The organism is Micromonospora sp. WMMD1082, assembly GCF_029626175.1.
Lineage (GTDB): Bacteria > Actinomycetota > Actinomycetes > Mycobacteriales > Micromonosporaceae > Micromonospora.
The window spans coordinates 809,369-824,160 of record NZ_JARUBM010000002.1 but is presented as its reverse complement, the minus strand read 5'-3'; the positions used below and the strand labels follow the sequence as shown (position 1 = coordinate 824,160).

The 14,792-nt window shown below is 68.7% G+C and carries 15 protein-coding genes and 1 pseudogene; 9 read left to right on the top strand and 7 right to left on the bottom strand.

Annotated elements, in window-relative coordinates; all coding sequences use genetic code 11:
• Nucleotides 1-164: 164 nt before the first annotated feature.
• Both O7615_RS04015 and O7615_RS04010 read right to left on the bottom strand, forming a co-directional pair.
• The gene (locus O7615_RS04015) at nucleotides 165-1,019 is read right to left on the bottom strand and encodes a helix-turn-helix transcriptional regulator (RefSeq protein WP_278175876.1); all 855 of its coding nucleotides are present in this window, start codon (nucleotides 1,017-1,019) and stop codon (nucleotides 165-167) included.
• An 8-nt stretch (nucleotides 1,020-1,027) separates the two neighbouring features.
• Nucleotides 1,028-1,588, bottom strand: coding sequence for a DUF6879 family protein (locus O7615_RS04010; protein ID WP_278175875.1), 561 nt, complete (start codon nucleotides 1,586-1,588; stop codon nucleotides 1,028-1,030).
• A gap of 86 nt (nucleotides 1,589-1,674) precedes the next feature.
• On the opposite strand from O7615_RS04010, the gene O7615_RS04005 reads away from it, so the two are divergent.
• Nucleotides 1,675-1,875, top strand: a complete 201-nt coding sequence (locus O7615_RS04005; RefSeq protein ID WP_099845045.1) for a DUF397 domain-containing protein — start codon at nucleotides 1,675-1,677, stop codon at nucleotides 1,873-1,875.
• Between the two features lie 133 nt (nucleotides 1,876-2,008).
• Here the strand turns inward: O7615_RS04005 and O7615_RS04000 are convergent, their stop codons facing one another.
• Complete coding sequence (locus O7615_RS04000; RefSeq protein WP_091330000.1) at nucleotides 2,009-2,212, bottom strand: DUF397 domain-containing protein; 204 nt, start codon at nucleotides 2,210-2,212, stop codon at nucleotides 2,009-2,011.
• A complete protein-coding gene (locus O7615_RS03995; RefSeq protein WP_278175874.1) occupies nucleotides 2,209-3,060 on the bottom strand; it encodes a helix-turn-helix transcriptional regulator in 852 nt (283 codons plus the stop codon). The genes O7615_RS04000 and O7615_RS03995 overlap by 4 nt, the downstream gene beginning before the upstream one ends.
• 678 nt (nucleotides 3,061-3,738) lie before the next feature.
• Here O7615_RS03995 and O7615_RS03990 point away from each other — a divergent pair.
• Both O7615_RS03990 and O7615_RS03985 read left to right on the top strand, forming a co-directional pair.
• Nucleotides 3,739-4,461, top strand: a complete 723-nt coding sequence (locus O7615_RS03990; RefSeq protein WP_278175873.1) for a helix-turn-helix transcriptional regulator — start codon at nucleotides 3,739-3,741, stop codon at nucleotides 4,459-4,461.
• A 35-nt stretch (nucleotides 4,462-4,496) separates the two neighbouring features.
• Nucleotides 4,497-4,862, top strand: a complete 366-nt coding sequence (locus O7615_RS03985; RefSeq protein WP_278175872.1) for a hypothetical protein — start codon at nucleotides 4,497-4,499, stop codon at nucleotides 4,860-4,862.
• A gap of 1,028 nt (nucleotides 4,863-5,890) precedes the next feature.
• Here the strand turns inward: O7615_RS03985 and O7615_RS03980 are convergent.
• The gene (locus tag O7615_RS03980) at nucleotides 5,891-6,430 is read right to left on the bottom strand and encodes an AAA family ATPase (RefSeq protein ID WP_278175871.1); all 540 of its coding nucleotides are present in this window, start codon (nucleotides 6,428-6,430) and stop codon (nucleotides 5,891-5,893) included.
• Nucleotides 6,431-6,486: 56 nt separating this feature from the next.
• Here O7615_RS03980 and O7615_RS03975 point away from each other — a divergent pair, with 56 nt between their 5' ends.
• On the top strand, nucleotides 6,487-7,416 hold the full coding sequence (locus O7615_RS03975) for a sugar phosphate nucleotidyltransferase (RefSeq protein ID WP_278175870.1): 930 nt from the start codon (nucleotides 6,487-6,489) through the stop codon (nucleotides 7,414-7,416).
• An 11-nt stretch (nucleotides 7,417-7,427) separates the two neighbouring features.
• Here O7615_RS03975 and O7615_RS03970 read toward each other — a convergent pair whose 3' ends face one another.
• Together O7615_RS03970 and O7615_RS34290 are read right to left on the bottom strand one after the other, a co-directional pair.
• Nucleotides 7,428-8,096, bottom strand: a complete 669-nt coding sequence (locus O7615_RS03970) for a 2'-5' RNA ligase family protein (RefSeq protein ID WP_278175868.1) — start codon at nucleotides 8,094-8,096, stop codon at nucleotides 7,428-7,430.
• Between the two features lie 629 nt (nucleotides 8,097-8,725).
• Nucleotides 8,726-9,385: pseudogene (locus O7615_RS34290) on the bottom strand (helix-turn-helix transcriptional regulator); the annotation flags it as partial.
• Between the two features lie 256 nt (nucleotides 9,386-9,641).
• On the opposite strand from O7615_RS34290, the gene O7615_RS03960 reads away from it, so the two are divergent.
• From O7615_RS03960 to O7615_RS03940, 5 genes are all read left to right on the top strand, one after another.
• On the top strand, nucleotides 9,642-10,124 hold the full coding sequence (locus O7615_RS03960) for an NUDIX hydrolase (RefSeq protein WP_278175864.1): 483 nt from the start codon (nucleotides 9,642-9,644) through the stop codon (nucleotides 10,122-10,124).
• A 151-nt stretch (nucleotides 10,125-10,275) separates the two neighbouring features.
• Complete coding sequence (locus O7615_RS03955; protein ID WP_278175863.1) at nucleotides 10,276-12,258, top strand: ATP-binding cassette domain-containing protein; 1,983 nt, start codon at nucleotides 10,276-10,278, stop codon at nucleotides 12,256-12,258.
• Between the two features lie 223 nt (nucleotides 12,259-12,481).
• Nucleotides 12,482-13,330, top strand: a complete 849-nt coding sequence (locus O7615_RS03950; protein ID WP_278175862.1) for a carbon-nitrogen hydrolase family protein — start codon at nucleotides 12,482-12,484, stop codon at nucleotides 13,328-13,330.
• Nucleotides 13,331-13,351: 21 nt separating this feature from the next.
• Nucleotides 13,352-13,531 carry a hypothetical protein gene (locus O7615_RS03945; protein WP_278175861.1) on the top strand — a complete coding sequence of 60 codons (180 nt, stop codon included), beginning with the start codon at nucleotides 13,352-13,354 and terminating at the stop codon, nucleotides 13,529-13,531.
• A 49-nt stretch (nucleotides 13,532-13,580) separates the two neighbouring features.
• Nucleotides 13,581-14,693: an NUDIX domain-containing protein gene (locus O7615_RS03940; RefSeq protein WP_278175860.1), complete on the top strand. Its 1,113-nt coding sequence runs from the start codon at nucleotides 13,581-13,583 to the stop codon at nucleotides 14,691-14,693.
• The last annotated feature ends 99 nt before the right edge of the window (nucleotides 14,694-14,792 follow it).

The window sequence follows — 14,792 nt, the reverse complement described above, 5'->3', positions numbered from 1 at the left end:
GCCGTTCGTGGGCGCAGCAGATCCTGTCGACTATCGAGAGGTGCGGTGTTTCCGGCGCAGCGATGGTGGCGCGGCTCCGTTCGACGGGAGGTCCGGTATCGGACGAGCAGGCCGATGCCTTCGACCGGTACGAGACGAGAGCCAGTCTGTCTCCCGGCTTGCGGTCACCGGGCCTGCGACTCCGCTGAGTCCAGGGCTTCGGCCCGCATCGTTTCCAGCAGTTGGCGGGCCTGTTTGCCGGTCGCGGAGTCTGCGAGGAGCGAGTCGTATACCTGTGAGTAGACGCGGATCTCTTCGGGGTCGGTGAGGGTCAGTTCGCGGGTGTAGGTCTCGATCGTGGTGAGTTGGGAGCCGTCGGGCAGGGTGTAGATCACGAAGGGATGGGCGTGTACCGCTGAGGGGCGGGCGCCGGTCGGCAGGATTGACAGGCTCACGGTCGGTAGCGTGCCGACTGACAGGATCTTGTCGTATTGGGCGGCGAGCGCGTCGTGGGGTACGGGGCGGAACCGCAGCGCGGCTTCGGTGATGAGGAAGTCGAACTGTCGGCCCTTTTCGTAGAGGGCTGTCTGCCGTTCGACCCGGGCGGCTGCTGCCCGCGTGGTGTCGCTGACGCCGAACACGTCGGCGAGGGCGAGGACGCTGCGGGCGTACTCCGCGGTCTGAAGGAGTCCGGGTACTGCGGCGTGCTGGAAGACCTGCACCCGGGTTGCCTCGGCGAGGGTCCGGCCGATCCGGCGTTGGTGCGCGGCCCGGCCGCCGGTCAGCGTCCGGTCCCAGATGATCGATGCGACCTGGATGGACTCCGCGGCGTTCGTCAGTTCGGCGGTGACTTCGGCGGTGGCGCCCGTCGCTGCGGACCATGACCGGACGTCGTCGACGGACGGTTTCGTGCGACGGTTTTCGATCTTCGATACCTTTGACTGTGACCAGCCCAGGGCGGCGGCGAGTCGCGTGGTCGACAGACCTGCGTCCTCTCGGAGTTCACGCAGCCTGGTCGCGAGCGCCGTTCGGTCGTCCACAGGCTTATTCACCAGGATCTACGCAACTCGTCCTGAACTGTCGGCAGGTAGTCCCGAAGTGGGATCGAGTGCGTCATCGCGAGGTCCCGTTGTTCGATGAGGCTCCCGACATCTCTGGTGGGCGTCATGGCGAGACGCCGGCCCTCCCCGTCGTACTCGATGATCACGCCGAACTCGTCATCGAGGAGCCAGAAGTCCTGCCTCAGCGGGCCCAGTGCTGCGGGGGCCGTCGCCCGGTCCGCGATCCGAACGTCCTCGCCGGCAGCGACGTTGCCGTGATAGCCCAGCAGTTCGAAGCGCAGGTAGTCCGATAGCGGGCGGTGTAGGACGTGGACACGACTCCAACGTGTGCCGGCCTGCACGCTGTCGGCCACCATCCGTAGCCAGGGATCGGTTTCGGGTGTGCGGGGTGGCAGCGGGTGTCCCGCGTGGAAGTCGCGCAGCAGGTCGACCTCGCCCGCCGCGCTGTACGCGGGCAGCGTTTCGAGCCGAAACACGGACCGCTCGGCCGTGCTCAGCCTGCGTTGTAGTTCGCCCATCTGCATCAGGTTGTCCCGTTCTGCCGCCACCTTCCGATCAAGTCTAGTCGAGGCTTGAGACTAGTCGCGGTGGGCGCTCTGTGGCAGTCTCGACCCAGACAACGAAGGGAGTCAACGTGTCCGACGCTTCCGGACGCCTGGTATGGCGTAAGAGTTCGGAGAGCCTCAACGGAGACTGCGTGGAGGTCGCGTCGCTGAGTGAGGGGGTTGCCGTACGGGACTCGAAGAACCCCGAGGGCGGGATGCTCCGTTTCTCGCGTTCCGGATGGCAAGCCTTCCTCCGGGGTGCCGACCAAGGAGAGTTCAGCAACCTGTGATCGATTCACCCGGCGCATGCCGGCGACCTTCCCGCCCAGCTTGCGTCGTGGTGGGAGTGAGAACGCCCGGCCCGAAGGCCCGAGCCGGGCGTCTCAGCCTGCGGGCGACCTCGGTCAGCCGCAGCTGGTCCTTCTAGACCAGGTCGTCGAACTCTCCCTTGGCTGCTCCGTCGAGAAACGCGGCGAACTCTCCGGTCGTGAACGCCAGCACGGGACCGTCCGGGTCCTTGGAGTCCCGCACACCGATCACCTCACCAACCCTCGCCACCTCGACGCATTGGCCACTCTGCTGGGTTCTGGTGCTCTTGCGCCAGACGGCACGGCTGAAGTCGATCATGAAAGCTCCCTTGCCACGTCCCGGATCATCGATGCGGAGTCATCCGGGCTGAGCGCCATCGCCCTCAGCCGGTCGAACGCCTGGGTCACGCTCTGTACCTCGGCGTCGCCTTCAGGGTAGAGATCACCGGCCATCGTCTCGATGTAGACGACCTCGCGGTCGGCGGGGTCGGTGAACCCGAGGATCACGAAGCCTCCGGGGGCGCCGGGATGGGCGCCCGCTCCGAACGGCACGATCTGAACGTCTACGTGCGGCAGGGCCGCGATGGTGGCGAGATGGTTCATCTGCTCGGCCATCGTTGCCGCACCGCCGACCTGCCGACGGATCGCGGCCTCGTCGAGAACGACCCACAGCGCTGGTGGATTATCGCGGTGCAGCAGCGCCTGTCGACGCAGGCGAATCTCGATTCGCCGCTCGATCTCCTCTTCGGTGAGGCGAGCGACGCCGCCGTGCAGGCTCGATCGGGTGTATCCCTCGGTCTGTAACAGGCCGGGGATCGAGATCAGCTCGAAGTTCCAGATCCTGGTGGCATCGGACTCGAATCCGATGTAGGTCGCGTACTCGTCGGGGATGCTTCCCGCGTACCGATGCCACCATCCACGCTGTGTGGACGCCTGGGCCACGTCGAGTAGGTCTGCCATGGTCGAGGCGTTCGCGCCGTAGGTCTGCAGCAACGCCCGCACCGCCGGCACCCGAACGCCCACGAGCGCACGCTCCACCCGCGAGAGGTGCGACGGGGAGATCCCCGCGCTCGCCGCAGCTTCCTCGATCGTCATGTCGATGGACTCACGCAATTTGCTCAGCTCTCGCGCGAGCCGTCTGCGTCTCAAGGTAGGCCAGTTTGGCACCAGGACAGCATGTCACATCTCCACGAACAACCTCGGCCACGCAACTTGTCTGGATCTAGTCTGCACTGTAAGACTAGAGACGCCTAAGACTAGTCTGCTGTCGGTCGGCGAACGTCTGCCATCAGCGCTCGATCAGGTCGGGGAGGTACACAGTGGGCTTCCTAGTGGGGATCGCGGTGTGTGCGGCGCTGCTGGTGGGCTTCGCGGCGGGGTTCGCGTTGTTCAGGCGTGCGCAGCGATGGTGTCCGGGATGCGGCATGCCGATCAGCCAGGCGCACTGCCCGCTCGGCTCAAGGTCGTGGGAGGCGGGACAGGTCCCCGCATCCCAAGCGCAAGCGGCGGATCTGGCCACCGGAGGCGGATCGCGATGACGACCGCGCTGGTACCTACCCACGTCTGCGCGATGTCTCGCCCTCAGTGCGGCCTGACACGGACGGTGCCGGGCACCAGTGAGGTGGCCACCGGGGCCCGCGACGATGTCGGGTTACCCGGTCTTCTCGCGGTGGTGACCGGACCGGTCCGGAAGCCGATTGACCTCGGCCTCGTCAAGCCACGCGGTCTGACTCCGATCAGTGTGCCGGGGCCTGTCGGCGACGCATCAGTTCGTCGGATCGGGCAGCAGCGGCAGCGGCCATGATCCCTGCTCAGAGTCCACGGCCCTCACATCTGGCCCGGCACATGCCGCCGGTGCCGCGCCGCTTCGGCACGGCAGGTGGAATCACCCCCACCGACATAGCCGAAGCGCGCAAAGAACTTGGCCGGCACCTGGCCCAGTGGCGTGCCGTCGCCGGGCTGCGACAGGTCGATCTTGCCAAGCTCATTCGCTACTCCCGAAGCCAGATCGCTAACGTCGAAGTCGGCCGGGACAACACCACCCGCGTCTTCTGGCGCAACGCCGACGCTGCCCTGGGCGCACGGGGAGCACTGCTGGCCATGTCGGACCGGGTCCGGGCACTCGTACAGGACTTCCAAGCACAACGAGATCACGCACGTGACCAGGGACGCCAGCAGGCCGGGACATCAGCCCCGCCCATCCCTCCAGTGGTGCCCTGTCCGGTGGCGTGCGGGTGCGGGCTGGCCGTCGTCGGCCGGTGGACCACACGGGAGGTCCGCGCGTTACGCGAAGCGCTACGAATGAGCCTGCGCGCGTTTTCCGAACACCTCGACATGACCATCGCAGCCGTTTCCAGCTGGGAGCACCGGAGCACCCCTGCGCTCGATGAGCAGTCGGTGCTGGACCAGGCCCTCACCACCGCCGACAGCCACGCCAAAGCCCGCTTCTGGCTACTTCTCGACAACCCCGAAGACCCCATTCCCGGCGCACATGACCACCCGGCTACCACCCGCAGGCCTACCGCCACCCCGATCCACCACGCGAACCGCATACGCCCAGCGTCCTGACAGCCGCCAACCGCCGAGACGAGAGGGAGGCCGCGATGCATCGCCCGATCCCCACGCTGCGCGGCACCCTGACTCACACCACCGCCGTCGAGCTGTACCAGCGCCACCACCCGACCGCGACCGAGGCATGCGCAAGATGCGGCAGAACCCCATGCCCCGTACGAACATTCGCCGCATCCGTCATCGCGGCAGCCGGGGAAATCCCCTCCTGGTACGACACCCCGACCACACCGCCCGCACTCGCCGGCACGGCACCCGCCGAACCTCGACAGCCCGAGCGCGTACCCGGAGCGAAGCCGAAGCCGAGCGAGACGCCACCGGAGCACTTCGGCCACCCGGTCGGCAGGCGCGATGTGCCATTGGACGCCGCCGAGGGCCTGCTTTACGAGCGCGAGTACTGATCCGCCGCTGCCCATGTGCGGGCCTCGGTAGCCCGTGACGGCAACGCTGAGGCAGGTCGGCCAGAACTACCCAACTGGGCAGTAGCCTCAGCTCATGAACTCGGCCGGCGGCCCTCCTCCTGCGACTCCCCCCGGGGACATCCCAGCATGGCTACCCGACAGCACCGCGTGGCCCATGGCGTCAGTGCTGCGCTGCCCCGATACTCTGTCTGGTGGTTCTGTAGGTGAGTTCCAGCGCCGGGTGTCGGTGACGTTCAGCGCCACGGGGTTCGGGCTCAAAGTCGTGTCGCTGAGTTTCAGCGCCACCTGCTGAAGGCGATTCCGGTTGCTGGCCTGGATGCGTCGGCCGCATGATCCGGTCATGTTCCACTTCGATTGTCCCGACTGCACGATGCGATGCTCGGTCGCTGACGCTGAGCACATCGGCGGGCTCTGCAGCATGTGCGCGGCCAGGCGAACCTGGCAGTCGTTGCCGCTTGGGGACCAGCAGGCCGTGGACGAGGCCGTGCGTCGGGGCCCATTCGCGGGCCTCCTTGCGATGCGGAAGCTGACACCACCGATCCGGCTGCCGCATGCGGCTGACCTGCTCGCCTTCCGTCAGCCGGGGGTGATCAAGTCGAGGCTCCGCAGGAGTAGATCCCGCACTCCGGTTCGGCCCGGGTGCCGGGCTCTGACCTCAGCTTTGTTGCTGAGTTCGAGCGCCACCGCCTGGAAACCCCGACCGAACCCGGCGGGTCAAGTCTCCGGCAGACGCCTGACTCACACGAAGGTGGCGCTCGAACTCACCGACATTGATCACGCCGACCGGCCCGAGCTGGCTCTGAAACTCGCTGAGAAACGGCTCCGGTTCTCGCCGACATAATCAGTCTGGCTGGCAGCGACGTCGGCACGAAGCGCTTCTACCGCAGGGACACCACCAGGAGCTGAACCAGATCGAACTCGTCCCCGCCTGAACCGCCGAACGGTGAGCCCTTGCTGCCACAGCACCGGCTCCCCGGGCTCAAACTGTGGGCGATGAACCCTGCGCGTTAGCCACGGGCTGCGCCTGTCACCCTTGCCGTCAGTTGCTCCACGGGCAGCGTTCCGTCGAGGACGATGGTGCCGGCCGGCAGGTTCTGAGCCGCTTGGGCACACCGATTCACCTGGGCCAGCCGCCATGTGCGGACCTGCGCGTCCCGGGCTGGGTCCTGTGGCCAGAACGACTGCGCCTCGATTCGCCCGCGAATGACGTCGGTCGGAACAGTGATGAAGTAATGCGCGACGTCCATGCCGCGGCGACGCAGCCCGGCGAGGATCTCATCAAGGTAGGGCCATACGACGACGGTCATCGGGACGACCAGTGTCCGCTGGTACTCCTGCGCGAGTGCGACCGCCGTGTCCACGACACTGCGTCGCCATATCCGCAGGTCCTGGAAGTCCCCGCTGGGCGGTAGCGGCACGATCTCCCGGAGCATGAACCCAGGTAGTTCGGCGTCGAAGAGCAGCAGTTGGGGATCGTCCGCGATCAGCTGCTGCGCCAGTGTCGTTTTTCCCGCGCCGAACGCGCCGTTCACCCAGATCACTCGCACGGACTGTTTCTTCCGTCGGTTCGAATGTTGGCCTCCCTAACGTAATCGGCGCCGGCATGCTGTGCCAGCAGCCGGTCGTGGGTTTTGTAAACTGGCGGTCGGTCAGTCACGGCGGACGCAGGGGAGGAAGCCGAATCGTGGTCACGAAAGCGGTTATCGCTGTCGCCGGTTTCGGTTCCCGGTTCTTTCCCGTCGCGAAGACCGTGAACAAGTGCATGCTGCCGGTTCTGACCAAGCCTGTCGTGCAGTATGCCGTCGAGGACTGCGTCCGCGCCGGAGTCACCGAGATCGCCATCGTTGCCGCTGCCGGACAGGCAGGCGAGCAGGTGCGCCACTACTTCAGCCCTGACCCGGCCACAGAGGCGTACTTCCGTGACCGGGGTTGGGCCGACAAGTGGGCGCCCGCCGCCGGCCTGCCGAGCATCGCGGACATCACGTTTCTGGAGCAGGGGCGTGACGGCCGCTACGGCACGGCCGTGCCCGCGATGGTCGCCGTCGACTTCATCGGTGACGACGACTTCCTCCTGGTGACCGGTGACGACCTTCTCCTGCGCGGTGACGGTGGCAGCGACCTCGCCGACCTCGTGTCCCGCCGCGCTGCGGCGGGCAGTTCGGCGGCCATGGCCGCCGCCATGGTCGACGGCAGCCAGGCAAGGCTCTACGGGGTGGTGTCCACCCGCGAGAGCGGCACCGGCACGCGCCTCTACGCCGGGATGGTCGAGAAGCCGCAGACCTGGCACGAGCCGACAGCGTTCGTCAACATCAGCCGGTACCTGCTTCCCGGTGACATCGCCCCCTACTTCCGGGCCCTGCGGCCGGACCAGGAGACGGGCGAGTTCCAGACGACAGACGTGATCAACGCCTACGCCGCCGACCACGACATCCTCGTCTCGCCCGTCACCGGGGACTACTACGACTGCGGCAACGTGTCGGGCTGGCTCGCGGCGAACAACGCCGTCGCCCGTGTCACCGGTCTGACGTCCTGACCGGGCGTGCTTCATCCGTTTAGGGGCGCGGTGGCGACGGTCGACCATCGGTAGGTGCGATCTTCCCGGCGTAGCGCAATCAGCGAGACCTCGCTGATTGTCGCCGTCACTGGGGGTAGGTGCCGAAGTTCGGCCAGCCGGGCGCGGATCGGCGCGGTGGGTGCGGGCGCGCCGCTGTAGGCGATCGTGAGGTGGGGCCGGAACCCGTCGGCTGGTTCGGGAACGACGGGCCACACTGCGGCGATCGAGGCCCGGACAGCGGCGCGTACTCGTTCGACGGCGGCCCAGGGTCGGATGAGCAGGCCGATGCCTTCGGCGTCGGGATCCACGGGGCCGAGCGACAGCTCCAACGGCCGAAGCCCACCGCACTGGCGTCGGGCTTCGGCGATCATCGCCTCGATGTCGCTGTCGGGTACCTCGTCGGTGAAGCCTATGCCCTGCATGGTCAGGTGCAGGCCGTCGAGCGGCACCGGGTCCAGCCCAGGCAGCAGGGCGAGTCGCTGCTGAAGGTCGGTGATGAGGTGGTGGAGCGCCGGCTGGTCTTGGAAGGTGAGGTGCCAGGTGTAGAAGCGGCGGCCAGCATGCCAGCCGGGACGCCAGTACCAGTGCTCGGTGAGGGTGGGCAGGTCCTGGTAGGCCGTCCACCGTTGCCGCAGGCTGGCCATCTCCCGGCTGCTCATGTCGGCGATCGTAGGCCCGCCGGTGGCACCGTCCGGGGCTGCGTGCGGTCGGCGAGCAGGTCCGCGACGTCCTGTATCCGCGGGTGGTGGCCCAGGGGGTGGGCGGCGGTGAGGAACTGGTGGGTGCGTTGGCGGACGGATTCGAAGCGGTGCTCGGCGGTGAGAGCGAGCGCCTGCAGCGCCAACTCGGCCGCCTGGTCGGGGTCGCCCGCGTGCAGGTGGGCGGTGGCCAGGTCGAGACGACTCAGCGCTTGCGGGCCGCGTAGCTGGGCGGTGTCGAAAGCGGCGATGGCGGTGGTCAGATGGCCGGCGACGTCGGCAGTGTGGCCGAGGGCCAGGTAGGCGGTCGCCGCGTTTGCCGCAGCACGGGTCGGACAGTATGGGCCGAGGGTCAGGCTGGTGCTGACCTGCCCGTCCGACGGGTGCTCGGCTAGCAGGTCGAACGCCCGGCCGACAGCCCGGTCGACGCCGACCCGGTCGCCCAGATGGGCAAGCGCCCGCGCCTGCCCGTTGACCGTGAGGCGGATCCGATGCGGGCCGGTGCCGGCGTGGCGGAGGCCGTCTTCGGCGTAGGCGAGGGCGTCGCGATGGTTGCCGGTGTAGAAGGCGATCAGGCTTTGGGTGGCGCGGGCCCAGGCCCGGGTGTCGGGTTGTTGGGCGGTGTGGGCGAGGTCGAAGGCTTCGGCGGCGTAGGCGTGCGCGACGCTGAAGGCGCGCAGGTCGAGGGCGAGGGCGGCGAGGAGCCCGGACAGGTGCGCGGCGGCGGTGTAGAGCCGGGCGCGCTGTGGTGGGTGCTGCCGGGCGGCCATCAGCTGGTCGACGCCGACCCGCAGTGGACGTAGCCGGGCGACGAGGATGGCTGGTGGGCAGCGCTCGTTGTCGGCGATTGCCTGCCGGACTTCGTCTTCCAGATGCGTCAGCCGGGCGTCGTCGTCCGTGCCGGTGGTCAGCGCCGACCGGCGGGCGGTGATGGCACCCTCAGGCTCCCACCACGCTGCGGCGCTGGTGGTACTCAAGGGATCCGCCGGGCGGTGGCGGCGGTGGTTCAGGTCGGCGATGCGGTCGTACTCGTCGGTCAGCACACCCCCGGTGCGCAGCACGTGGTCGCAGCGGGTCCAGAACGGTCGCTCGGGGTGCTGCCGGCCGGTCTCGGTGTTCGCTACCGAGCTGCGCCCGTACTGCACCAGCCGGGCGAGGCTGTGCTGGGTGTGGCCGGCGTCCTTGCGCAGGTGGGCGAGGCGGCGGCCGAGCGCGCGGCGGGCGGTGGTGATCTCGTCATGGTCGACCATCGCTGCCACCCCCCGGTCGTCGCGGTCACGGTGAGCGAACACCATAGCCGCCCCCGGTGACACTTTTCGGCTGCCATCGACGGCCTCCGCCTGGCCGCTGTCGGTGATCGGGCGGTTCTCGACGGCGGTGCCGGCAGGTCGGGATGGCGACGCTGACATGGTCAAGGTGGTGTCGGCGTTGGTGTCGGAATCTGCCGACAATGTCGGCGCACGGCGCTGCGGGCGTGTCGCCCCTGCCCCGTCCTACCGTCTCCGCATGCCTTCCGGACGTCGCGATTTCACCGCCGATCTGCCCCGTAAGCGGATGGCCGCCGGGCTGCTGATCACCGACCCGGACGAGCGGGTTCTGCTGGTTGAACCCGCTTACAAGGCGCAGTGGGAGATCCCCGGCGGGTGCGTCGAGGCTGACGAGTCGCCGTACCAGGCCGCGATCCGAGAGTGCCGGGAAGAGCTCGGTCTGGGCATGTCGCCAGGTCGGTTACTCGTCATGGACTGGGTGCCGGCCCGAGACGGGCGCACCGAGGGTGTCATGGTCATCTACGACTGCGGCGCCCTCGATGCCCCCGCGACGGAACGGATCGTGGTGCCGCCGGAAGAGTTGAAGGGCTGGGCGTGGTCCGACCCGCCCCAGACCGCCCAGCGGTTACGGCCGCTGCTGGCCCGCCGGATCGCCGAGGCGCTGCGCGCCCGCGCTGACGGGTGTAGCTACTACCTCGAAGACGGCATCCGGGTCACCTGACCGCAGGCCAACGGGGCCTCTTCCTGCGAAGGCACCGCGTCGGCGGCGCCAACCGAGATCACCGACAGCGGCACCTGCGCGGTCCCGCCGTCGGCCACGAGACACCACCACCCACCGCAGTTCACCCTGCTCACCATCGGGAGGTACCGCCATGCCCAGAATCGACCACCCCGACCGGACGCCCGCCCGTCTCCAACCGCAGCGGGATTCGGTGCTGCCGGAGTTGCGGGAGGTGTGGTGGGAGACCGGTGTGCGGGCGCGGGCGCAGGCCGGTCTGTTCGCCGTGTTCTCCGAGTTGCCCCGGCTGGTCTGGGCCGCGCTCGTGGTGAGCTGGCGCGCCGACCGGCTGCGGACGTCAGTGGTGGCAGCGACGACGGTCGGCGCGGGTGTGATGTCGGCGTTCGGGCTCCTCGCGGCGCAGCGGGTGCTGGTGGAGCTGTTCGCCGGCGGACCGACCGCCAACAAGGTGCTGGCCGCGCTGCCCGCCCTGGCCGCGCTCGCGGCGGTGACGGCCTTGCGCGCCGGCATGGCCACCGCGATGGGGTACGCGCAGAACGGCCTGACGCCGAAGGTCGATCGGGAGGTGGAACGCGGCCTGTTCGAGGTGACGACGGCGGTGCGGCTGGAGGCGTTCGACGCCGACGCGTTCGCCGACGACATGGAGCGTGCCTCTCGGGGCGCGAACTCCACCACCGGCTTGGTGCAGGCGTCGATGAATCTGCTCGCCGGCCTCGCTGGCGTCCTCGCGGTCGCGGTCGCTGTGGTGGTCGTCCACCCGCTGTTGCTGCTGGCCCTGCTGGTGGCGACGGTGCCGAACGGGTGGGCGTCGCTGCGGGCTGGGCACCTGCGCTACCAGACGTACGCCGCCGGGTCGGTACGGCGTCGGCGGTTGTGGTTGCTGCACCGGTTGATGGCCGAACGCGACTCCGCCCCCGAACTGCGCTCCTACGGTCTGCGGGGGTTTCTGCTCGACCAGTACGACCGGGTCATGGCCGTCGAGACCGGCATCCAACTGGCCCTGGCGCGACGGGTCACCACGACGACCACCGTCGGCGCGATGATCGGTGGGGTGGCGACCGCCGTGGTGTACGTCCTGCTCGGGCTGCTGCTCATCGATGGCCAGATCCCTCTCGCCGCCGCCGCGACCTGCGTCATCGCCGTGCAGTCCGCGCAACGGTCCCTGGCGGTGGTCACGTTCCAGGTCGACCGGGTTTACACCGAGGGGCAGCACTTCCGCGACTACACCGGCTTCATGACCCGCGCTGCCGACTACCTGCCAGCGCACACCGAACCCGCCGCAGAGCTGCCGGCACCGGGCCGGCTGGAGGAGATCACCGTCGACGCGGTGAGCCTGCGCTATCCCGACCGTGACACGCCGGCCGTCGACGAGGTGAGCCTGTGCATCGAGGCGGGGCAGACGGTGGCGTTCGTGGGGGAGAACGGCTCCGGCAAGTCCACCCTCGCCACCATGATCGCCACTCTCCGCACTCCCACCGGCGGCACCATCCGTTACAACGGCCGACCGGCCGAGGACTGGGGCACCGATGCGCTGCGGGCGCGGGTCGGGGTGGTGACGCAGGAGTACCACAAGTGGCCGTTCACCGCTGCCACGAACATCGCCGTCGGCGACATCACCACCACCCCCGGGCAGACCCGCATCGAGGCCGCCGCCGGCCGCGCCGTCGCCCACGACATGATCATCGATCTGCCTCACGGGTACGAGACGTTGCTCGACCGCACGTTCGCCGGTGGGCAGGACCTCTCGGGTGGGCAGTGGCAGCGCATCACCGCCGCTCGCGGGTTCCTGCGCGACGCGGACGTGCTCATCATGGACGAGCCGTCGTCCGCCCTCGACCCCCGTGCCGAGGACGCCCTCTTCCAGGCCATTCGAGACCGGCAGGGGCGCGGTATCACGATCCTGATCACTCACCGGCTGGCCAACGTTCGCCACGCCGACCGTATCTTCGTCCTGCACCACGGCCGTCTCGTCGAGTCCGGCAGCCACGACCACCTGATGAACGCCGACGGGCGGTACGCGGAGCTGTTCACCCTGCAAGCCGCCGGCTACGAAAACACCGGCCCCGCTGCGGCGGCGCCCCGGCAGACCGCGACCGCCGGACGGAGCACGCTATGACTACGTCGAATCCCACGAAGCTTGCATGTGCAAGTCACCCAGTCTTAGGGAGGACGCCTCGCAGGCGTGAAAGCCGGGCAGATAGGGGCATAGTGGGGTCTGCCTTACCGGTCAGATCTGTGAAGGCTTTTGCCAAGCGGTGGCTTCGAGGGTGCGCCAGAGCGCTCGCGGCGCAACTCTGCATCCGGCTGGGACAGACCGGCGACCCGACACCCGCGGGGCGGTGAACGTGGCCGACCGGATCCGTATCGCCATCGCGCAGACTCACGTCGCCGCCGACCCGGCCGCCAACGGCACCGCGATCCGGGCCGCCATGCGGCAGGCCGCCTACGGTGGCGCCCGGCTCGTCCACTTCGCCGAAGGCGCGCTGAGCGGCTACGCGGGTGCGGCCAAGCCGCACTACGCCGGATGGCGCATCGACTGGGCGCCGGTCGCCGAACAGCTGGACACCACGATGGCACTGGCCGGTGAGCTCGGGGTGTGGGTCGTGGTCGGCGGCAACCATCGGCTCACCGGAGACCACTGGCCCCACAACTCGCTGTGGATGATCAACGACAGCGGCGATTTGGCCGACCGGTACGACAAGCGGCTGCTGTCGCACAACGAGGTCAGCGGTTTCTACACCCCGGGCGAGCACGTCTGCACCTTCGCGGTGGACGGGTTCACCTTCGGCTGTCTGCTCTGCATCGAGGTCAACTTCCCTGAGCTGTGGATGCAGCAGGCCGACCTCGGTGTGGACTGCGTGCTGTTCTCCAGCTTCTCCGAGGACCCGATCTTCGAGATCATCGCCCGCGGGCACGCTGCCACCACCGGATGCTGGGTCAGCATGGCCGTGCCCGCCCAATGCGCGCCGGCCGCGTCCTCCGCGCTGATCGGCCCGCACGGCTATCTGCTGCGCCGCGCGAAGTCGGACGGTCCGGACGTCGTCTGCGTCGATCTGGACCGCACCGATGCGGACCTGGATATCGCGCTGAACAAGGCCCGGCCGTGGCGAGCCGCCGCCCGGGCCGGTGACATCTACGCCACCCGCCGGGTCACCGATGCCCGCAGCCTCGACCGCACCCACCCCTGAGCCTCTGTAAAGGGAGCAGCCGTGACCGACCTCGACCGGGCCTTCGACGCCGTACCGGCCCCGATCTACACCCACCATGAGCGGCACGGCGAAACGGTGCACCGCTCGGCACCGGAGTCGATCCGCCGCGAGCTGGCCGCCCTGCAGGTCGGCCATGGCACCGTGACCACCCGACCGGCAGCCGCCGCGGCGCGTCGATGAGCCTCGCCGCCCTTGAGCAGGTCAGCAACCGAGGCGGAAGGGCAACCTATTGACCAGCCGGTATCGCACCATCGTCGTCGTGCACGTGCTGCTGCGCCGCGCCGACGGCCAGGTCCTGTTCCTGCAACGCGCCGGCACCGGTGAAGCCGCTGGCCAGCTCTGTCTGCCCGGTGGACACCTCGAAGACGGGGAATCGGTCGTCGCCGGCGCGATACGGGAGACGGCCGAGGAAACCGGTGTCGAGCTGTCCGAGACGAATCTGGAGTTCGTTCATATCGTGCACCGCCGCCACGGCCACGACGACCCGCGGCTCGGCTTCTTCTTTCTCGCCACCGGCTGGCGAGGCCAGCCGGTCAACCGGGAACCCCACAAATGCGCAGGACTGGTCTGGGCGGACCCGGCGCAGCCACCCGCCACCACGATCGCGTACACCGTGGCTGCCCTGGAACAGATCCACAGCGGGCGACACTTCTCCCTGGACGGCTGGGTAGAGCACTCGCCCCCCGCGGGCCTGGCACAACTTCCCGCCGCGGTGACCACCGGATTGTGCATCGAACGCCATTCCCCGCACTTTCCAACGTTGGTGATCATCCGGGGAAATTCCGGCAGCGGGAAGACCACGACCGCCCGTGAGGTACGCCGCCGCTTCGGACGCGGTGCGGCCCTGCTGGAACAGGACTACCTGCGCAGAACCGTGCTCCGGGAGCACGACAGCGCCCGCATCCAGCCGGTCGCCCCGGCGTTTATCACCGCGACGGCGCGCACCGCCCTCGACCTGGGCTACCACGTCATCCTCGAAGGCATCCTGCACACCGAACGCTACGCCACCGTCCTGCACCAGCTCATCGACAGTCATCCCGGACCGGTCGCCGTGTTCTACCTGGACGTCTCCTTCGACGAAACCGTCCGCCGCCACCTCAACCGGGCCGAGCCCATCCCCGTAACCCCCGACGAGATGCGCCGCTGGTACGCCCACCGCGACCTGCTCGACATCCCCGGGGAGACCGTCATCGGCGAGACCAGCACCTTCGAGCAGACGGTCACCACGATCCTGCACGCCAGCGGCCTCACCACCGTCGTCCCGCAGACGCCCTGCCCACGACGATGCCCGCACTGCGCCCGCAAAGCCGACCAGACGACCACCGCGACGGAGGCTCCGTGACGCCGCCTCCGGACCGGAACTCCGCAGCCCAGACCCGCTCGTCTCCACCGCAAGACACTAAAGGCGTACGCCGGGAAAGAAGGACCGTATCGATGAGAG